The following is a 20750-nucleotide window of genomic DNA, read 5'->3' on the forward strand; positions in this document are numbered from 1 at the left end:
TGCGAATTATAGGTGTATGAATATTACGGAGGCGCTTATAGAACGTTTTTTCAATAATGCATGTGATGAGGCTGAACAGCAAGCGGTGAAAGCTTATTTCATTCAGCATCCGGAAGTACTGAGGAAGTACATGACGGAATCATCCTGGCGCGCTTTCGAAGCCGACAAGCCTGTTCCCGGACCTGTATCGGAGAAGATGTTGTCGGTGATCAGGCAGCAAACGTATCGTAATCGCAAAGTTACGCTTGTGCGCCTATGGTGGGCTGCCGCAGCAGCCGTACTGGTGTTTGCATCCGGTTCTTACTGGCTTATGCAAAGTAACACAGCTGTTCCGGCCAAAACTGTAGCAAAAAAAGAGGCTGTTTCGCCCGCGCCCTTACCTTCTATTCACCTTACCTCCAATACCACTACAAAACCACTGGCGCTTACACTGGAAGACGGTACGCAGGTGAACCTGGCACCGAAGAGTGAGTTGAGTTATCCTATTCCATTCCAGCACGACCGACGTGATCTCACGTTGAAGGGTCAGGCTATATTTTATGTAGCCAAAGATGCTTCCAGGCCTTTTACTGTACATGCGGGCAACCTCGCCACCACGGCTATCGGAACTGTTTTCAGGATCACTGCTTTTGAAGGTAAAACAACCAGCGTACATCTGCTGAGTGGAAAGGTACGTGTGGCCCCCGATCACAAAGCAAACATCGAAGGGGCTGATGTGACTTACCTGTTGCCCGGACAAGAAATTCAATTAGATGTGCAACAGCACCTTGTTGTATTGAACAGAAAAGATAAAGGCCATAAACCAGTACTGGCCACTGCTGTAAAACCAGCAACAGCGCCGGACAGTTCCATCATGAAGTTTCATAATGAACCGCTTGAGAATATATTCAACACCTTATCTGAAAAGTACCATACAAAAATTGTATTCAAGGCCGAACTGCTAGCCGGCATGACGTTTACCGGCAAATACGATGATCAAAAGGAATCGCCAGGCGGGTTTATTCAAACGATCTGCTTGCTTAATAATCTGGTGATGCGGGAGGAGAACGGGGAGATCATAATCGAGGGTCAGTAATCTTATCTACAATCATATTTAATCATTTGCATGCTGCAAAAAACAATCAGCAGGATGCACAGGGAATCTTTTTGTCAAAACGCAACTGTATGAATGTATTTATCTATCCACCAAAAAAATTGATCAGGACAGCCTGCCTGCTCCTGTTGACCGCCTGCGGCTTCGGCGCGCATGCCCAGGTGAGCGGTCCTGTGGCCACCGGTATTGTTAAGAACAGCAAGGGTGAAACGCTCAGTAATGTAGCTGTATCGATGCAAAATCAAGGTAACGAGTCTGTGGCCAGCGGCATGACGAATGAGAAGGGCGTCTTCACTTTCTCCGACCTGCCTTTAGGCGGCCCTTATCGTTTTATCTTCAGCCATGTGGGTTTTGTTTCCGATACGCTGACCGGCTACAGAGTACAGGAGAAAACAAGGATATCGCTGGCTGTGACGCTTCGCCTGCATACTGAAGAACTCAACACGGTGGTGGTAACCGCGCTGGGTATCCGCCGGGAAGAGAAATCGCTGGGTTACTCTGCCCAAACTGTGAAGGAAAATGCAGTGCAGGATGCCCGGACCAACAACTGGGTGAATGCGCTTTCCGGCAAAGTGGCTGGTCTGAACATACAAGGCGCCGGTGCCGGGCCTATGGGTTCTTCGCGGATCACGCTGCGCGGTGAATCTTCACTGAACCTCGACAATAACCAGGCGCTCATCATTGTAGATGGTGTGCCTGTGAGCAAAAGGATAACCGGTACCGGTTACTCATCTCACCTTTCGGCTGATAACCCGGTTGACTTTGGTTCTGACCTTTCCGATATCAATCCTGATGATATCGAGAAGGTGACCATATTGAAGGGAGCAGGTGCTACTGCATTGTATGGCAGCCGTGCTGCCGGTGGCGCCATCCTGATCACTACCAAGTCGGGCTCGAAGAAAGAGAAAGGTCTTGGCATTACGTACAATACCAATATCAGCATCGACCAGGTGAACCGCTGGCCCGATTATCAATATGAATATGGCGAGGGAAGAACTGACAAGTATTATTCTTATGGCAACAGTGCGGATGGCACTAATACCAGCACTACTGTTGCTGCAGGCCGGGCTTTCGGCCCAAAGTTCGACGGGCAGATGTATTTTCAATACAACCCCAATACGCCCGACAATAAACCTACTGAACGTACGCCCTGGGTAGCTGACCCCAACTATATCAAGGGCTTCTTCAGAACCGGTCTTACCATTACCAACAGTGTCGCTATCGAGGGGGGTAATGATAAAGGGACTGCACGTCTTTCGCTCACGCATATGAAAAACCAGTGGATATTGCCCAACACAGGTTATGAGCGTATCAATGCTTCTTTATCTGTGAACCAGAAGGTCTCCAACCGACTTAAGATCAATGGTAAAGTAAACTACACCAATAAGAAAAGTGATAACCTGCCGGGCGCTGGTTACAATAACCAATCGATCATGTACTTTCTGATCATTGGTACGGCGCCCAACATCAGGCCCGAATGGTTCAAGCCTTACTGGCAGCCCGGCCTTGAAGGTGTAAGGCAAAGAAACCCTTTCAATACCGGTCCCGACAATCCTTATCTCGACCTGTATGAGATGTTGAATAAAATGAATAAGCATGGTGTGATCGGTACGCTGTCGGCCAATTATGAGATCAGTCCCAAGCTGGAACTGATGGTTCGTACCGGTACTGATCTTTCTTTCGAGTTCCGCTCTCAACAAAGGCCTTTCAGTATGACCAAGTTTCCGAATGGCTCTTACCGGGAACAGAACATCTTCAACTACGAGATCAACACGGATGCCTTGCTGACGTATAACGACCGCATCAGCAAAGACCTTCGTTTCACCATATCTGCCGGAGGTAATGCCATGCGTTCTACTTATGACTTTGCAGGTATGTATGCCGACCAGTTGGCTCAGCCTGGCGTGTACATGATCTCCAACAGTCTTGACCCTGCCGTTGCCGACGCTCAAAAGTCGAAGAAAGCCATCAACAGTTTGTATGCTTCTGCGCAGTTCAACTTCCAGGAAAAGATATTCTTTGATGTTACGAGCCGCAATGACTGGTCGAGTGCTTTGCCTTCCGGTAACAATTCTTACTTCTACCCTTCTTTCAGCACCAGTTTGCTGCTGAGTGAGATGCTGCGTCTGCCCGCGCAAATATCTTTTGCCAAACTCAGGCTGAGCTGGGCACAGGTAGGTAATGATACCGATCCTTACAGGACGGCTAAGTACTATGATAAGATCTATAGTAATAACCTTACCAACCCCGGTACGATGTTCAATCCCAACCTGAAACCGGAGATCACTACCAGTTATGAAGCTGGTCTGGACCTGCGCCTGCTCAATGGCCGTATTGGTATCGACGCGACTGTTTATAATAACAATAGCCGTAACCAGATCATTGCCATTCCTGTTGATCCTGTTTCAGGTTATTCCAATAAAGTGGTGAATGCAGGATTGATCAACAGTAAGGGTGTTGAACTCGTGCTGACCGGTAAGCCTGTTGTGCAGCCGTATTTTAGCTGGACTACTACTTTGAACTGGAGCACGAACCGAAGTTATGTAAAGGAGTTGGCTGAAGGTATTACCAGCCAGGTGATGTATGCGCACAGTGATAACGTAACGATCGAGGCAAGGGTTGGTGGCCGTATGGGTGATATGTATGGCAGAGGTTTTCAACGTAGTCCGGAAGGAAAGATCATCTACTCTTCTAATGGCCTGCCTGCTCCGCTGGACCCCACAGTAAAGAAATGGGGTAACGCCTTCGCCGATTGGAAAGCTGGTCTTATGAACGAGTTCACGATCCGTAATTTCCGGTTTAGCTTTTTGTTCGATGGCCAAAAAGGTGGCAGCATGTATTCGCAAACGAATCACAAGAACAATACGCTGGGCAAAACAAAGGTTACTCTGCCCGGCCGCGATGGCGGTGTTGTAGGTGATGGTGTTGTTTGGGATGCAGCGGGCAACAAGTATGTGCCTAACACTGTGAAAGTGCCAGCGGCTAATTATTATGACAACTACTACGCTATCAGCAATACCGAGGTGAACATTTTCGACGCTTCTTACCTGAAGCTGCGTGAAGTGCGTATCGAGTTCAGCCTGCCTAAGAAACTGATCGACAAGCTGCACCTGCAGCAAACAAGTATCGCGCTATATGGCAGAGACCTGTTCAATATTACCAGCTTTCCCGGCTTCGACCCCGAAGGCGGCAACCTGAACAGTGGTACGTTGACGCCTGGCGTGGAGCTTACGCAGTTCCCTTCGACCAGAACTATGGGTGTAAATCTTACTGTAAAATTTTAATCAGGAGTTATGAAGACTTATAAACTTATTGCGGGTGTGCTGTTGCCGGTTGTTTTACTGGCGACTGCCTGTACCAAGAATTTCGATGAACTGAATGATGATCCTAATCGCCCTAAAGCAAGCACGCCGGGTGTGATGCTGGGCCAGTTGCAATACCGGATCGTAAATACGACCATCAATGAGGGCCGTTTCTTTACGCATGAGCTGATGCAGGTGGATGCTCCCCGCGCCAGCAGCAGTGGTGGTGGCCTGCACCGTTATGTCATCAATCCGGGCGCTGCAGTATGGAGCAACTTTTACCGGTATTTGACCGATATTGAAGACATCTACAGGAGTGCTGATAGCCTGAATGAGCCCAACTATAAGGCTATTGCGCTGATCTATAAGAGCTGGGCTTATTCTATCCTTACCGACCTGTATGGCGATGTTCCTTATTCTGAAGCTACCAAGGGTGCTGATGGAAACTTCCTGCCTAAATTCGATAAGCAATCAACCATCTACCCCAAACTGCTGGCAGACCTCGACAAGGCTAATGGCCTGCTCGTGAAAAAGGCGCTTACTTATGGCGGCGATATGGTGTATAATGCAAATGCCTCTGGTAAAGATCCTGCCGGCGCCATTGGGAAGTGGCAGAAGTTTGCCAACAGCCTGAAGCTGCGCCTCCTGCTGCGCATTCTCAAACGTGATGGCGAGGTGAATGTGACGCAACAGATCAATGAGATACTTGGCAATGCTGCTGCCCGTCCTGTATTTACCAGCAATGATGATGAAGCTATTTTCAAGTATCCCGGCACCTTCCCTTATTACAATCCTTTTTACAATACGCGTCAGCTGGAATGGCGTGATGGTGCTTACTTCAGCAAGTTCTTCATGGACAAGCTTAATACTGATCGTGACCCACGCCGTAATATATGGGCTATCAAGGTGCCTAAGAATGGCGTTGATACGTTCAGTGGTATCGAGAGTGGCTATCCTACTTCTATGGAGTATGCCGTGGGTGCCAACTCCAGCTATCCCGATGCTTTGAAAACTTACCAGGGGCTGGGTGTGATGATGACGTATGCTGAAGTGGAGTTCATCAAGGCTGAACTGGCGTTGCGAGGATTCACTACCGGCTCTACTGCCAAGGCACATTATGAGAAAGGTATTGCGGCTTCCATGGCGCAATGGGGCGCTACGATGCCTGCTGACTTTACCACGCGTCCCGGTGTTGCGTATAATGCAGGGGCTTCTACTGAAGGCCAGCTGGAGCAGATCATGTTGCAGAAATACATTGCTTATTTCTTCGTAGATTATCAGTCCTGGTTTGAAAAGAACAGGACGGGTTATCCTGTATTGCCGAGAGGCACAGGTATCCCTGCCGAGAATAAATTCCCCGTACGTGTGCCTTATCCTACTTACCTGCAATCGCTCAATGCGCAAAGCCTGAAAGATGCGGTGGCGGGCATGGGTGGTGATAATACGAATATCAAGGTGTGGTGGAATAAGTAAGTCGTGAGTTCAGAGTTGAGAGTTCGGAGTAATAAATACAACTATTTTATAAATGCTTTATAACATGAAAAAGTTTTTAGTGACGATGGTGGCGGGGTGCGTGATGTTGCACTCATCAGCACAGTCTTCTGCTGGCAAACCAGAGGTCAGGACACTGATCGTATTTTTTGATGGGTTGCGTCCCGATTATATTACGCAGGAGGCCATGCCTAACCTGTATGCTTTCAAGAAGCGCAGTGCTTATGGCAAATCGCACCATAGCGTGTTCCCTACAGTAACGCGGGTAAACTCTGCCTCCTACTCTACCGGCAGCTATCCCGTGACGCATGGTTTGATGGGCAACAGTGTTTTCTTCCCGGAAGTGGTTAATAACAAAAGTCTCAACACCGGTGAGGCTGAAGACCTTTTCAAGATCGCCGAGGCTACGCATGGCAAGCTCCTTACAACTATCTCTCTTGGTGAGATCCTGCAAAAGCAGGGCAAGAAGATGATGGTGTTCAGCTCCGGTTCTACCGGTCAGGCTTTATTGCAAAACCATACTATCAGTGGTGGCGCCGTCATCAACCCTGCCATGATATTGCCTGCATCTATCAAGGACAGTATTTTTAAAGACCTCGGGCCTGTGGGTCCCGGTGGCGGCAAGCATAAGTGGGTGACAGATGCGCTGATCCGTTATGGACTGAGTGATAATGGTCCGCTGGTGAGCGCTATCTGGTATTCTGATCCGGATGGTACCGCGCATGCCAAGGGAATCGGTTCTGCTGACGCCATGGCTTCTATCAAAGTAGTCGACGCAGAGTTTGGACGCATCGTATCGACGCTGGAAAGCAAAGGCCTTACGCAATACACTAATATCCTGATCTCGACGGATCATGGTTTCATGACGCATGTGGGTGAAGGTGGAAAGGGTTTGAATCAACTACTGATCGACAACGGCTTGAAGCAAAGTGCCACTTCCGATGATATCGTAACTGCCGGTGGCGCTATTTACATCAAGGACCATAACCCCGAGACGATCAAGAAGATCGTAGCGCTACTGCGCCCACAGGAGTTTGTTGGCGCTATTTTTACCAAAGGCGCCAAGCCGGGTGATATGAAAGGGTTTGTAGAAGGGACGCTGAGCTTTGAGACGATCCACTGGAACCACTCACGCGCTGCTGATATTCTCGTGGATGCCAACTGGGATGACCGGGTGAACAGTGCCGGTTATGCAGGCGCCAGCTTTCTGCCGGGTGTTGCTGGTCATGGCACTATCAGTCACTGGGATGTTCATATTCCGCTGATCGTTTCCGGTCCTGCTTTTAAAAATGCTTTTGAAAGTGAGCTGCCTACTTCCAACGTAGACCTCGCTCCTACTGTGCTGCATATCCTCAACATCACTATCCCTGCTACCATGGATGGACGGGTGATGAGTGAAATGCTGCGCAAGCCAGTGGCCGGTGCAGCCACCAAAGCGAAAAAAGAAACTATTGAAACGCAGGCCAGCTATCCTGGTGGAACGTACAAGGTGACAATGGAGAGAACTATCCTCGGCAAGTATCAGTATGTGGATGGGGCCAAGACGGAACGTAAGTAACTACGTATCCTTATCAATAAAACGAGGGCGTCTCTTTACAGGGACGCCCTATTTGTTTAATTGGGCTAAAGCCCAAAGAAAGAGATTTCTTAATCCCGGCCCTGAAGGGCCGGGCAATTCCCTTTGCTACGATTGGTATTCTTTTCAATTCCTCTCTCCACTTTTATATTCACGCTTAGCTCCAATCAACATTATCAATCATTAATAAGTGTATACAGCGGTTTGTGTTTGATCCAATTCCGGGTGTCCGGGATATGATAGTGTTGTGACGGTTTTATCAAGTCGTTGGTTGGTAATCGTGTAGACGTTCTCAGTGATCCTGTCTACTTTGTCGGGCATGCCGGGTTCTTTTACTGTTTTAGTGAGTTTGGCCGGCAGCTTTTTCAGTTTGCTCAATACCGGGTAATTGTAGAGCTGGAAGTATTCACTGAGAGAAGCAGAAATAAAGATCCAGGGATTGAACTCGCATTCCTGTGACCATGAGTCTATGGTGTATATTATTTTGATGTTGTTGAGCTGGGTAGTGGTGATGGTTTGCGGGTTGCCGCTGGCATCGTAAATATAGGTAGTAGTGGTGATCAGTTTAGCACCGGCTTCGTTGATCGTATAGTATTTAAGTTCCTTTAAGGTACCGTTGGCATTGTAGGCGTACTCAAATTTATAGCCATTGGGCAGGCGCAGGTCTTTGTAGGCATTCACAACGCTGACCAGTTTATCGTTGTTGTAGTTGAGTGTATTGGTGTATAAAGAGGAGCCGTAAGACATGTTGATCAGGCGTTTTGCCGACCAGGCATAATCGACCACATCGCCGAGGTTCTGGTGGGTATAGCCAATCGTCTTAATGGTATTGTCGGTGTTGTAATAGAGTGTGGCTTTTGTGCCATTGTCCCATTCGATGGTTTTGAGGAGGTATTTGTAATCGGGAGGATTGTTGCCCGGCGGGTTCTTGTCCTTGTCTTTTTTACAACTCGTGAGGATAAGGGCGACAATCACCACTATACTGGATAATTTAATGTAACGCATAGCGATCAGCTTATTTGGGGCAAGTTTAGGCCATGAACGGGAAAGCCGCCTGTTAAACCGGATGGACCGTCGTTTTTAGGTCATGAACAGCATGTTTTTTGAGTCGGGGTTCGGAGCGGTTGCATAATTTTGCTCCATGCGAAGTATTACTATTCTGAAGGAGGAAGTCCTTTCCAACAACTGGTATACGCTCAAGAAGTTCACTTATGAAGTGACGAAGGGCGATGGCAGCCGGCAGGTACAGACGCGTGAAGCTTATGACCGGGGTAATGGCGCCACTATTTTACTGTATAACAAAGCCAGTAAATCTGTTATCCTCACACGGCAGTTCAGGCTGCCTACTTTTATCAATGGTAATGAAAGTGGCATGTTGATAGAAGCTTGTGCAGGGTTATTGGACAAAGACAATCCGGAGGATTGCATTCTGCGCGAAGCTGAAGAAGAGACCGGTTATAAAGTGTCTCATGTGGAGAAGGTGTTCGAGGCGTATATGTCACCAGGCTCAGTAACGGAAATCCTCTATTTCTTCGTGGCTGAATATTCAAAGGATATGAAGGTAAGTGATGGTGGCGGTATCGAGGCTGAACAGGAAAACATCGAGGTGCTGGAGCTTCCGTTCGAATCGGCCTGGCAGTTGATGCAGCAGGGTGAGATCAAAGATGCGAAGACCATTATGTTGTTGCAATATGCGCGGCTGCATAACCTGGTATGATGTATTAGGAAAACCTTAACGGTATACTGCAGGAAACCGCTACCCTTGGGTATAGTGTATAGTTTTTGCCATTAATGCAGGGTAATTTTGTGGTACGTAAATCATGCATTATGGCTATTGAAAGAACACTTCTAAAGATAGAAAGGCCGGTGGCTGAGCCCGGTTTCCTGGGCGCCGGTCACCTTGCCCGGCCAGTGGTGGGTAGTAATTATAAGCAGTCTGACCCATTCATCCTATTGATGGATGATATGATTGATAAGAAGGACCATAATCCCGTAGGTGGTCCTCACCCGCACGCCGGTTTTGAAACGGTGACTTTGTTACTGGAAGGTGAGTTGGGTGATGACAAGCATAAGATGCAAAGCGGCGATCTTCAACTGATGACTGCCGGCAGTGGTGTTGTGCATGCCGAGATCATCGACAAGCCCGGCAAGATGCGCATCCTCCAATTGTGGCTCAATCTTCCCCAAAAAGACAGGCAGGCACCACCCCGTGTACAAGACCTGCCGCTGGCGCACGTTCCATCCAAACATGAAAATGGCGTGCATATCAGGTTGTACAGCGGCTCACTGGCTGGCTTGTCTTCTCCTGTTCAAAATTATGTACCGCTGACGATCGCTGATATCAGTCTGGATGCAGGTGCTTCTACTGTTCTTTCGCTTCCCGCCAATCACAATGCTTTTCTGTATGTGCTGGATGGCACTGTGCAAGTGGGAGCTGATCGGGCACTACTGCAGCAGGATCAGACCGGCTGGCTTAGTAAGTCTGATGAGGATGCGCCCAGTGAGTTGGCTTTGACTGCTGATGAAGGCGCCCGCTTTGTACTGTATGCCGCGAAGCCGCTGGGTGAAAGGATCGTATCGCATGGGCCTTTTATTGCGGACAGTAATGATGATATTCCCCGTTTGTACCGGGATTACCGGCAGGGGAAGATGCAACATATCACGACCGTGCCGGAGGAGCAACAGCTAAAGTGGTAACTACATTTGGGCTAAAGCCCAAATAGGAAATTTTTGCTTAGTGCCCCGGCCCTAAAGGACCGGGCAATTCCTTTTGCTTCGCAAGCAGATTTCTCACTTCGCCACAATAACCTACGCTTTATAGTCCCGAATGGCTCCGTTCGAAATGACAAAAGAGAGGGAACGTTCGAAAGCAGGTGTAGGTCAATGACAAAAGGGAGGGAATGTTCGAAAGAAAGCGTAGGCCCCGGCAGATTTTATTGAAAATTAATTCCCCGCAAACGTTTTTGGCAAGGATTTTTAGCTTTTCCCCTTTATGAGGAAAAGCTATTTTTTATTTATCGCCTTATTCTTTTTGGCCGCATTGACCGGCAGGGCGCAGGCGCAGAAACTGAATGGCGTGTATGTAGGCGCCGAACTATATTCGACTCCTTTCAATGGCATGCAGATCAACCATATTGTCATTTATTTCAGGAACGACGGCACGCTCAATAATGACCTGAGCACTGCAGACTGGAAAAGTAAAGTGAATGGCTCGTATGCCATCAAGGGCAATGTGGTACAGCTCTCTTTCAAGGATGCGCGGGATAATACCCGGTATACGCTTGCCTCCAATGGCAACCTGGAAAGCACAGCTGGCATCAAGCACACGCTACACAAAGTAAAGCCCGCATCCTCGCTATCGGCGGCTACCTATGAAAAGAAATCCGCTTCCTCCAGTGGTGGTATGGGTACAGGCATGCCCCATGTAGCTGCGTTTTCCTCCAACTACCTGTCTTTTGACGGCAAGGGGAATTTTTCTTTCAACCACTCCGGGGTTGTGGGTATTGGAGGGGATGTAGCAGGTGGCACCATTGGTGGTAAGCAGGAGAATAATAGCCAGACCAGTGGCACGTATAAACTAAGTGATGGGGAAATAACCCTGACCTTCAAGGATGGTACAGTATCCAGGCAAAGCTTTTTTTATAGTCCACCCAATGAAGAAGACCTGATCGTATTGGGTGGAGCGTTTTATTTCCGGGAGGATGATAAAGAAAAAAAGACAGCAACTACAGAGAAAGCCAATAATACGCAAGGGCAACGCACTACAACGAACACCGGCACACTTCCTACGGCAGCGATTCTTTTGCAGCAATTACGCCAGCAATATGGCGGAGAGAACCTTGATAAGATAAACACCGTGCGGGAAACTGCTACATTAACCGGCAACCTGCAGGCGGTTATGCTGACCGATATTAAGCAGAACAAGCTACGTGCAGAACTCAGGCAAAATGGTAAGCTGCTGCTGGTAAAGCAGCTGGACGGCAACGTTGGCTGGCAGTGGATGAATGGTGTTAAGAAAGCGCTATCTGCAGATGAAAAGGCTGATCTGCAACTGGGTTTATACCAGGGCATCCTTGGACTTCACAAGGGACTGAACAGCTACTTCCTGAAGGGATCGGTGTCGCGGTCGGACAATGATTATCTGCTTACTTTCTTTGTGGATAATCATAGGCTGGTATACCTGATCGGTCCTGATTATTCGCTGAAAGCGAATGGCTATTCCATTAACGAATCGCGCAACTTCTCTGTTTATAAGAACTTCATTACATCGAATGGTATCTCCTACCCTGCTGTTACGGAGTCGTCGGATGGTCAACACACGATTGTTATGAATACGACTAAAACGGAGTTCAATCCAGTTTTGACGGAGGAGGATTGGAAGACGCCTTGATTTTTGGTTCTGGTTCGTGGGGACACGAACCAGGGCGTTTGCTTCGATGGGGCCAGAGGCCCCTCAATAGCCTCACTCGCCAGAGGCGAGCGAGTGAGGCTACAAGCCTCGCAGAGCGTCAAGAACGTTATCTTTGCTTATATGAGTGAGCCTATTTTCATTTCGGTGCCGTATAAGAATGCGGAGAAGCAAGTGGAGATCCAATTGGAGGTGACGGGTTATACGCACCGCATCCGCGTGCTGGTGGATGAGGTGCCGGTACTTTTTGAGCCGGATGAGGAACGACAGTACCGGGCCATTGTGCCTCCTGAACATGCGCAGGCTGGAGAATCGCTGGACCCAGTTCTGCTACAAGCAATTGCTGCCACGCTTGAAAAGGAGCTTTCATAAGCGTGCTAATGAGGATACCCATATTGCCTGCCGGCGCCAGGCAATGCTGAAAAATGCTGTACCTTGTAACTCCTTAACAAGGTATTCAATGGACGCCAAGGCTATTCTCCGTGAACATATCTCTAAGACTATCGCCATTCCCGATGATCAATTCGATCATGTCTTCTCTCATTTCAAACTGCAATCGTATAAAAAGGGGCAAACGGTCATTACGGAAGGCACCTCTGTCCATGCCGAGTATTTCGTTTTAGAAGGCTGCCTTAAGTCTTTCTTCATTAATGACAACCTGAAGATGTTCATTCTTCAATTTGCCATGCCTACCTGGTGGGTCTCCGACTACAGCGCACTTTATAGTGGCAACAAAGCTACTATCAGTGTTGATTGTATTACCGACGCCACGGTTCTTGCTCTCTCTAATGAAGATCGTGAAAAGCTGTGCAAGGAGTTTCATGCTATCGAGCACTTCTTCCGCTGGCGTACCAACAAAGGTTACGTAGCCTCGCAAAAGCGCCTGCTTTCGCTGATGAATAATGATGCGCGCCACCGCTATGAGGAGTTGCTCAATTTGTATCCTCAACTTTATAACCTTGTCCCCAAACACTTAATTGCCGCCTACCTGGGTATTTCCCGCGAGACGCTTAGCCGTCTTTACAACAATTCCTGAACTTTGTGACATAGGTCACATTGCCTCTCCTCTTTTTGGAATGTGATGTAGGTCACGTAGCTATCCTGTTGCTTCGTTGGAAATTTGTGTCATCAAATTAAAACTTCAAAAGATGAACACACAAATTTTTTCCATCGCTGCTCCTCAGAGCAATATTGATTGGGTAGGCCGTAAAGTAACCGGCGCCCACAATGGTACTATTGGCATTAAAGAGGGCAACCTGTCATTCAACAATGACCTGCTTTCGGGTGGCCGGTTCGTAATCGACGTTGCCTCCATCAAAATACTGGATGTAACTGACCCAGCTACCAATGCTCAATTTGCCGGTCACCTGGCTTCCGATGACTTCTTCGGTACAGAGCAGTACCCTGAAGCTGTCTTCGAGATCACCGGTGCAGAGCCTGTTGACGGTATCGATTACCGCATCGATGGCAACCTGACCATCAAGGGTATTACTCACCCTGTGAGCTTCGATGCTGAAGTGAACCGTGATGGCAGTACGGTAACCGCCTCCGGCAAGATCACAGTGGACCGTACGAAGTATAATATCCGGTTTCGCTCCGGTAATTTCTTCAAGGACCTGGGCGATACGCTGATCTATAACAACTTCGATCTGCATGTGTCGCTGACCGGCCAATCTGCCAACTAATTTCTTAATCTTTAAAATCTTATTGTATGCCTTACGTAAAAATTGAAGTAACCCGTGAAGGTGTTACCAGAGAACAAAAGCAACAGTTGATCAAAGGTGTAACTGATCTGATCACTGAAGTATTGAATAAGGACCCGCATCTTACGCATGTCGTTATTAAGGAGATCGATACTGACAACTGGGGTTATGCCGGTGTGCAAACTTCTGTGCTGCGGGAACAGGGTATTACTGCTGATAAAAAATAAATTATGTCGACAATGAAAAAGCAAACTGTGATTGTGACTGGCGCCTCCTCGGGCATCGGTAAAGAAGTGGCGCGTTATTTTCTGGCACAAGGTGATAATGTGGTGATCAATTCTGCCACTGCCAATAAGCTGGAGGCTGTGTACCAGGAGTTGGGCGCCGGTGAGCAGCTCGCCATGGTGACGGGTGATGTACATGACAAGAGGACCGGTGAACGTTTATTGCAAACCGCTCTTGAAAAGTTTGGCTCGGCTGATGTGTTGGTAAACAATGCCGGTATCTATGACCTCAAGCCTTTCCTGGAAGTGGACGAAGCCTATCTTGACCGTTTTCTGAATACCAACCTGAAGGGTACTTATTTTACCACGCAGGCTATTCTGCCGCAGATGTTGAAGCAGCATGATGGTGTGGTGATCAATATTGGTACGCCGCTCGTGTATCATGCTATAGGTGGAGCGCCAGCCTCCGCTCCTATTGCCAGCAAGGGGGCCATTCATGCGCTTACGCTGCAACTGGCTGCCGAGTTTGGCAAGGATAATGTGCGGGTGAATACGCTTGCCGTGGGCGTGATCCGTACACCTATGCATGGTGCAGGTGTTGATCAGCTTGCGGGCCTGCACCTGCTCAACCGTGTTGGTGAATCGGAGGAGATAGCGCAAATGGTATACTCCATAGCGAAGAATAAATATATTTCCGGTGCGATCATCCATGCGGATGGTGGTATGGGCGCAGGCCATTACATTTGATCATTCTTTAAATGTTTTACCTATGTGGTACAATACTAAAGCAACCGGGCTACTGGGCATTCAATATCCCATTTTGCAGGGGCCATTTGGCGGTGGCCTGTCTTCTGTTGAATTGGTGAGTACGGTTTCCAATATGGGCGGCCTGGGTGGCTATGGCGCCTACACCATGAGTGCTTCCGAAATCTATGATATCAACAAGCAGATCAAAGCTGCTACGGATAAGCCTTACAACCTGAATTTATGGGTTTCCGATACTGATGCCGTTAATGGCACCGTGAGTGATGAACATTATGAACGGGTGAAGGTTCAGTTCAAACCTTATTTCGATGCCGCGGGTATTGAACTACCTGCCAAACCTGCTCCTTTTCAATCAAGGTTCGAGAATCAATTGCAGGTGATCTATGATATCAAACCGAAAGTGTTCAGCTTTATGTTTGGCCTGCTTCCGTCTACGGTTATTGAAGACCTGCATAAACGTGGGGTTGTGCTTGTGGGTGCAGCTACTACACTTGACGAAGCGATAGCGCTGGAGAACTCGGGCGTGGATATGATCATTGCTTCGGGTTTTGAAGCGGGCGGTCACCGGCCATCGTTCCTGGCACCGGCTGAACAATCGATTACCGGCTCCTTTGTGTTGCTGCAGCTAATCAGGGAAAAGGTGAAGGTGCCCGTTATTGCTGCCGGTGGCATTGCCAACGGCCGTGGTATTGCTGCTGCTTTTGCTTTGGGCGCTGATGCTGCACAGGTTGGGACGGCTTTTCTTGCTACTGATGAATCAGGCGCTTTGCCTGCGCATAAAGCTGCGCTGTTCTCAGCCGCTGCAAAGTATACCATGCTGACGCGTGCTTTCACTGGCCGGCTGGGCAGGGGGTTGCGCACACCGGTTGGTGTTGACGTAATTGGCAAAGAACAAAACATTCTCCCCTTTCCTTTACAAACCACCTTTATGTCATCGTTGCGGAAAGCTGCCATCGAGCAGCAAAAGCATGATATGATCCTGTTCTGGGGTGGACAGATTGCTCCTATATTGAAGCATAAAAAGGCTGCTGTGTTGATGGAGTCGCTGATCGAAGAAGCGGGCGCTCTAATTCAAAGTAAATAAACTGGTTTGTGGACGTCGGGCAGGTTCACGATATTGTCCTAATTACCCCTCTTTATTGTCTGTCTCACACCCTGTTTATTATTGGTATAGTCGATAGTTTTGTTGTCTATGAAAATGAAACCAGGTGAATTTATTGCTTTGTCGGCCTGTACCATGATGTTGACGGCTTTGGGTATCGATATTATGTTGCCTGCCTTTGGCGAACTGCGTGCTCACTTTGGCTTGCCGGCTGAATCTACGGCTACCGCCCAGGTGATCGGGTTCTTTTTCATGGGCCAGGTGGCTCAACTTATTTTTGGTCTTTTATCGGACCGCTATGGAAGACTGCCCATTCTACGAGTGGGCTTTCCCTTATATATAGCTGGTGGACTGGCAGCAGCTTTTGCTCCGAGTCTGCCGTTGTTGTTTGCCGCCCGCTTTGTAGCCGGCATGGGCGCGTCGGCAGTTTTTATGTCGACCATTGCCGGGGTGCGGGACCGCTTTGTGGGTGATGAGATGGCAAGGATCATGTCGTTGATACTTACCATCTTTTTGTTTACGCCTGTGCTGGCTCCCTTCCTGGGCATGGCTATTCTCTCAGCTTCTTCCTGGCAAGGGGTATTTCTCACTCCTCCCCTGTTCGCAGTGATCGTTTTTGTGTGGTCGTTGCGGCTGGAAGAGTCACTTCCGCGTGATCAACGGACGCCGCTCAACTGGGCCAGTGTAAGTCAATCGATCAGGAAGGTGATCGGCAACCGGGTGTTCATGCGGTATACCTGTATCACTACTGTTCTTTTTACGGCACTCAGCTCATACGTAGCCAGTTCTGAACATATTGTGGGTGAGATCTATGGCCGGCCGGAATTGTTTGCCTGGATCTTTGCCGGTATCGGGCTGCTTATGTCGATTGCTTCTTTTACCAATTCGCGTCTTTCCTCGCGATATGGTGCACGTGTTACCCTTAAATGGCTGCTCATCATTTACACCGTGATCAGCAGTGTTTTGCTGGTCTATACTTTCTCTTTCGGCGATCCACCCAATATGTTGTTCTTTTTTGTAGCGGTGGCTTTTTTGATGGCTATCAATCTGGCGATAGAACCCAACAGCAGTGCGCTTGCATTGGAACCGATGGGACAGATGGCAGGCGTAGCTGCTTCTGTATATGGTACTGCGTTCTTTTTCATTGGGGCTTCTCTTGGCTCGCTGATCAGTCACTTCCTGGTGCATAGTGTCTTCCCACTTGTGGTGAGCTTTTTTGTGATCGGTATCATCACTGTTGTGCTTGTGCTGGGTGATCTGCGGCCCCGGCAGGCATAAGGTTTTAAAGGGACTGCCCGCTTAATCAGCCTTTTTGCCCGTTTCGCCTTCCGTTGCTGTTTGGGGTGGGAGAATTCGATAATTTAAGGGCGTGAAAAAGAACAACCGGGTCCTTGGTCTTTTCCTGTGTGCCGGCATCTCGGTGATGGCCTCCTTTCCGCGCCTGCTCAGGTCGGAAAGTGTCAGCTGGTCAACCTCTTTAGCCAGCATTGCCTATTTTTTTGTGTTTGCTTACTGCTGCTGGCTTATTCATTCATCGGTAATCGTTCGAACTGCCCGGCTACAGCCTGCTGCGAGACGCATCTGGCTACGCGCCGGTATTATCATTGGGATGGGCTTATGTGCTTATTTGTATGATCAGCTTTTTGCCCGTGCCATGGTTTATCCTTTTGCAGTAGCTCCTATGAGAAGGTTGGTAGTGGTGCTGGTACGTGGCTGTCTGATCAGTGGTTTTATTTATTTCATCCAGTACTATCTCTATGTGTTGGGTGAAAAGCAACGGGCCGGCCTGGAACTCGAACAGCTGAAACAGGCTCAACTACGGGCTAATCTTTCTTCACTGAAGGAACAGATCAGTCCGCACTTCCTGTTCAACACGCTCAATACGTTAAGCACACTGACCCAGGAGCAGGTGGTTAAGGATTTCGTAAACGAGCTTTCGAATGTATATCGCTATTTATTGCAGTATAAGGAAAGTAATACTGCCCGACTGGAAGAAGAACTGGCTTTCAGTCACTCTTATCTATATATTATCAAAACAAGGATGGAAAACGCCATCGTGATCAGGGTCGATGTGCCGGATGCTATCTTATCGTCAAAGATCCCGCCGCTTACTTTGCAATTGCTGATCGAGAATGCCATCAAGCATAATGTTGCCGCGAGCTATAAACCGTTGACCATTTCGATCTATGGCGATAAGGACTTGCTGGTGGTAGAAAATAATTATCAACCGAAGTCGTCCGCAACAACAGGTACGGGAACCGGTCTGGGCAATATTGCGCAACGTTACCGATTGTTGTTTGACAAGGACATCCTGATCGAACAAAGTGCCACTTCTTTCACTGTAAAACTTCCGGTTGTATCATGAAGGTCTTAATTATCGAAGATGAGATCAGGGCTGCCCGGGAGCTGCAACATATCCTGCAGTTGATCGATACAGACATTGAAGTAGTAGCCACTATCGAATCGGTGGAACAGGCGCTGCAATGGGTTGCCACGCATCCGCTACCCGATCTTATCTTTTCGGACATTCAACTGGCGGATGGCCTTTGTTTCGACCTGTTCAGGCAAAAGCGTATTTCAACGCCTGTGATCTTTTGTACAGCGTTCGATGATTTTTTACTGCACGCATTTGACACCAATGCGGTGAGCTACCTACTAAAGCCTATCACACGGGAAAAAGTGGCGAAGGCGCTCGACAAGTTCAGTTTGTTGAAGGCTGCTTTTGATAAGGGGTCTGCGCAACAAGGGCTGCACAACCTGCTGCAACAGTTACCTCCTTCGTATAAGACTGCTTTGCTGGTTCATCAGCAGGAAAAGATCATTCCATTGCCTGTAAAGGAGATCGCCTTTTTTTATCTTGACAATAACCTGATAGCTGTATCTACGCTCAACAATCAAAAGTACTTCCTGACTTCTACGCTCGATGAATTGGAGCAACTCGTTGATCCCTTTCTTTTTTATCGGGCCAACCGGCAATTCCTGATCAGCCGGCACGCAATTGTGAATGCTGAACGTTTTTTCGCCCGCAAGCTCGTTGTGAAGCTGCAGGCTCCTACGCCGGAAACAGTTATCGTGAGCAAGGCCAAAGCCTCTGATTTTCTTCATTGGCTGGAAGGCAGCAATCAGTAGGCAACCCCTGCCTGCTTTAGCTGCCGATTTGCCTGCTTTACCCCAATATCCAGTGTATTGCTCTTCCAGCTTTTACATTTTTGCGCATGTACTAAATTCCTTATAGCCATGCGTTCATTATTTCTTTTTTTCATTGTCGTTCTGTTTGTATGTAATCATTCTTATGCTCAATATCCTCCACAGGACAAGTGGTATACCAATCCTTTAGGTTTTAAGCCGGTGCAATTGCATACGGCGATGGGATTTCTTCTTCCAGCTGTGGCTGTTGGTGCCGGCTTGTTGCTCACCAAAAGTGATCCTCATTTGCAACAGCGTGTTTCTGTGTTCAGCGAGAGCGGTGTTTCGTGGGGTTATAAATATCCTTATACTTTCCTGGCACAAGGCAGTAGTGGTATCAATTTTCAACTGCGTAGGTGGATGTCGGTCGGCATAGAGGCCGGTATTTATTTTCCACGTGATAGTGTAAATAGTCCCGTAGGTATTGCCATCCGGCCTTTTGCCCGCTTCTATCCTATTAATCGGACTAACTGGAACCTGTATTTCGAATCGGGCGGAGGGTTTATTTATTTCTCGAATCGATTCCCCCAGCCTACGCACCAGGATGCACGGATGGGCACCTACTTCAATGGGATCACTAAATATGGTATTGGCTCCGAGGTACGCTTAAATTCTTTTACTGCTCTTACGATGGGCATACGCCATGTGCATGTATCAAACGGGGATAGCAAAGGAGTGGAACGTAATCCCTCTCATGATAGTAATGGATTCTTTGTAGGTGTTTCGTTCAGACCTTGAGTAGCGTTCACTATTAATATAACTGCTATGAATATAAAAACGATGCGTATTATACTTTGGGCGATTGTGGTGGTATTGTTGTTTGTCAGCCTGTACCACACTTATATAAACTGGCTGTTATATGGGGTGGTTTATTACCGGGAAGAGGTTTCGTTTATCCCGTACGAATAGTGGTTGCAGGAAAGTTAAATTTTTACGGGGCGGATAAGTGGCCCGTTTAAACAAGTATTTTTAGTATCTAAACTCTTCTCCAGCTATGACCACCTCCCGCAACCGATACTTACTGCTTAACTATGTTACGCTTGCCTGTCTGGCTTTATTGTTGTTGAACGATCACCTATTCAAATGGGAATTTTCCAATTGGCTGACAGGTAAACTATCTGATGCAGCAGGTATCATTTTATTACCACTATTGCTGGCTTACCTGTTCCCTGTTATTCGTTATCATTCTATATGGATCAGTGCTGTATTTTTCATCTTCTGGAAGTCGCCTTATTCATCCGGACTGATCGATATTTATAACCGGGTGGCTCCTATTGGAATTACACGGGTGGTCGATTATTCTGACCTATTCGTATTGTTGTTGCTACCCATACCATTTTACATCATGCAGCATATCGACCGGCTGAAGGCTATCAAGATCAGCCGGGTTCATCCGGCGTTTGTATTGATCCCGTTGATGGTTGGCTTTATGGCAACCCAGCCTCCCCGATATTATCGTTATGTAAGGACCGACGGCAATCTGAAGTGTTATAACTGTTATATCACTTTACGTTATAGCCAGGATGAGATCGTTCAAAAGCTGCAGGATGACCAGCTGGCTTTTGATAGTATCAAGCCTTTTATAATTAATCCAAATTACCGTGAGGAGATCATTGATCCTGATCTAAAGTTATACAAGATCAATCAACTCATTCTCGATGGGGACACTTTGCGTAACCTCGATTTTACCATGCGCACTATGAAGGCGGGTAAAACGCGGCTTTATTTTACTGGCATGGATGTTAATGCAGATTTGAGTGATTTCAAACTGGAAAGGAAGCTTCTGAAACTATATCGTAAAAAGGTTTTTCAAGAGTTCAGAAAGGCAACGGAAGAGTAATGTTTTATTGGCCTTAGTTTCGCGAAATTGTTCTACTTTGAGCCTTCTTCAAATCTTTCT

Annotated in this window: 19 protein-coding genes; 18 read left to right on the plus strand and 1 reads right to left on the minus strand. The window is 47.8% G+C overall.

What is annotated here, in order from left to right; translation table 11 throughout:
• Positions 1-16 precede the first annotated feature (16 nt).
• From AC5JBY_RS33420 to AC5JBY_RS33435, 4 genes are all read left to right on the plus strand, one after another.
• Positions 17-1075 carry a FecR family protein gene (locus tag AC5JBY_RS33420; protein WP_495909064.1) on the plus strand — a complete coding sequence of 353 codons (1059 nt, stop codon included), beginning with the start codon at positions 17-19 and terminating at the stop codon, positions 1073-1075.
• A gap of 89 nt (positions 1076-1164) precedes the next feature.
• On the plus strand, positions 1165-4377 hold the full coding sequence (locus AC5JBY_RS33425) for a SusC/RagA family TonB-linked outer membrane protein (RefSeq protein ID WP_495909065.1): 3213 nt from the start codon (positions 1165-1167) through the stop codon (positions 4375-4377).
• 9 nt (positions 4378-4386) lie between these two features.
• Positions 4387-5868 (plus strand): SusD/RagB family nutrient-binding outer membrane lipoprotein, encoded by a 1482-nt coding sequence (locus AC5JBY_RS33430; RefSeq protein ID WP_495909066.1) that lies wholly within the window; start codon positions 4387-4389, stop codon positions 5866-5868.
• Between the two features lie 64 nt (positions 5869-5932).
• A complete protein-coding gene (locus tag AC5JBY_RS33435) occupies positions 5933-7444 on the plus strand; it encodes an alkaline phosphatase family protein (protein ID WP_495909067.1) in 1512 nt (503 codons plus the stop codon).
• 201 nt (positions 7445-7645) lie between these two features.
• On the opposite strand, the gene AC5JBY_RS33440 is transcribed toward AC5JBY_RS33435, so the two are convergent.
• Positions 7646-8467: a hypothetical protein gene (locus AC5JBY_RS33440; protein WP_495909068.1), complete on the minus strand. Its 822-nt coding sequence runs from the start codon at positions 8465-8467 to the stop codon at positions 7646-7648.
• A 136-nt stretch (positions 8468-8603) separates the two neighbouring features.
• On the opposite strand from AC5JBY_RS33440, the gene nudK reads away from it, so the two are divergent.
• The 14 genes from nudK to AC5JBY_RS33510 all read left to right on the plus strand — a co-directional run bounded on the left by nudK (position 8604) and on the right by AC5JBY_RS33510 (position 20690).
• Positions 8604-9179: a GDP-mannose pyrophosphatase NudK gene (gene nudK, locus AC5JBY_RS33445; RefSeq protein ID WP_495909069.1), complete on the plus strand. Its 576-nt coding sequence runs from the start codon at positions 8604-8606 to the stop codon at positions 9177-9179.
• A 110-nt stretch (positions 9180-9289) separates the two neighbouring features.
• Complete coding sequence (locus AC5JBY_RS33450; RefSeq protein ID WP_495909070.1) at positions 9290-10159, plus strand: pirin family protein; 870 nt, start codon at positions 9290-9292, stop codon at positions 10157-10159.
• Between the two features lie 295 nt (positions 10160-10454).
• Positions 10455-11852 (plus strand): hypothetical protein, encoded by a 1398-nt coding sequence (locus tag AC5JBY_RS33455; RefSeq protein WP_495909071.1) that lies wholly within the window; start codon positions 10455-10457, stop codon positions 11850-11852.
• 141 nt (positions 11853-11993) lie between these two features.
• The gene (locus tag AC5JBY_RS33460) at positions 11994-12242 is read left to right on the plus strand and encodes a hypothetical protein (RefSeq protein ID WP_495909072.1); all 249 of its coding nucleotides are present in this window, start codon (positions 11994-11996) and stop codon (positions 12240-12242) included.
• 88 nt (positions 12243-12330) lie between these two features.
• Positions 12331-12906: a Crp/Fnr family transcriptional regulator gene (locus AC5JBY_RS33465; RefSeq protein ID WP_495909073.1), complete on the plus strand. Its 576-nt coding sequence runs from the start codon at positions 12331-12333 to the stop codon at positions 12904-12906.
• 112 nt (positions 12907-13018) lie between these two features.
• Positions 13019-13555, plus strand: coding sequence for a YceI family protein (locus AC5JBY_RS33470; RefSeq protein ID WP_495909074.1), 537 nt, complete (start codon positions 13019-13021; stop codon positions 13553-13555).
• A gap of 26 nt (positions 13556-13581) precedes the next feature.
• A complete protein-coding gene (locus tag AC5JBY_RS33475; protein WP_495909075.1) occupies positions 13582-13800 on the plus strand; it encodes a tautomerase family protein in 219 nt (72 codons plus the stop codon).
• A gap of 12 nt (positions 13801-13812) precedes the next feature.
• Entirely contained in the window at positions 13813-14544 is a 732-nt protein-coding gene (locus AC5JBY_RS33480; protein WP_495909076.1) for an SDR family NAD(P)-dependent oxidoreductase, read from the plus strand.
• Positions 14545-14566: 22 nt separating this feature from the next.
• Positions 14567-15646, plus strand: a complete 1080-nt coding sequence (locus tag AC5JBY_RS33485; RefSeq protein ID WP_495909077.1) for an NAD(P)H-dependent flavin oxidoreductase — start codon at positions 14567-14569, stop codon at positions 15644-15646.
• A 108-nt stretch (positions 15647-15754) separates the two neighbouring features.
• On the plus strand, positions 15755-16942 hold the full coding sequence (locus tag AC5JBY_RS33490) for an MFS transporter (RefSeq protein WP_495909078.1): 1188 nt from the start codon (positions 15755-15757) through the stop codon (positions 16940-16942).
• 91 nt (positions 16943-17033) lie between these two features.
• Positions 17034-18029: a sensor histidine kinase gene (locus AC5JBY_RS33495; RefSeq protein ID WP_495909079.1), complete on the plus strand. Its 996-nt coding sequence runs from the start codon at positions 17034-17036 to the stop codon at positions 18027-18029.
• The gene (locus AC5JBY_RS33500) at positions 18026-18793 is read left to right on the plus strand and encodes a LytR/AlgR family response regulator transcription factor (protein WP_495909080.1); all 768 of its coding nucleotides are present in this window, start codon (positions 18026-18028) and stop codon (positions 18791-18793) included. Before AC5JBY_RS33495 ends, AC5JBY_RS33500 begins: the two co-directional genes overlap by 4 nt.
• Before the next feature lie 108 nt (positions 18794-18901).
• Positions 18902-19588 (plus strand): acyloxyacyl hydrolase, encoded by a 687-nt coding sequence (locus AC5JBY_RS33505; RefSeq protein ID WP_495909081.1) that lies wholly within the window; start codon positions 18902-18904, stop codon positions 19586-19588.
• A gap of 256 nt (positions 19589-19844) precedes the next feature.
• Positions 19845-20690, plus strand: a complete 846-nt coding sequence (locus AC5JBY_RS33510) for a hypothetical protein (protein ID WP_495909082.1) — start codon at positions 19845-19847, stop codon at positions 20688-20690.
• Positions 20691-20750: the final 60 nt, after the last annotated feature.

The organism is Paraflavitalea sp., from assembly GCF_059502485.1.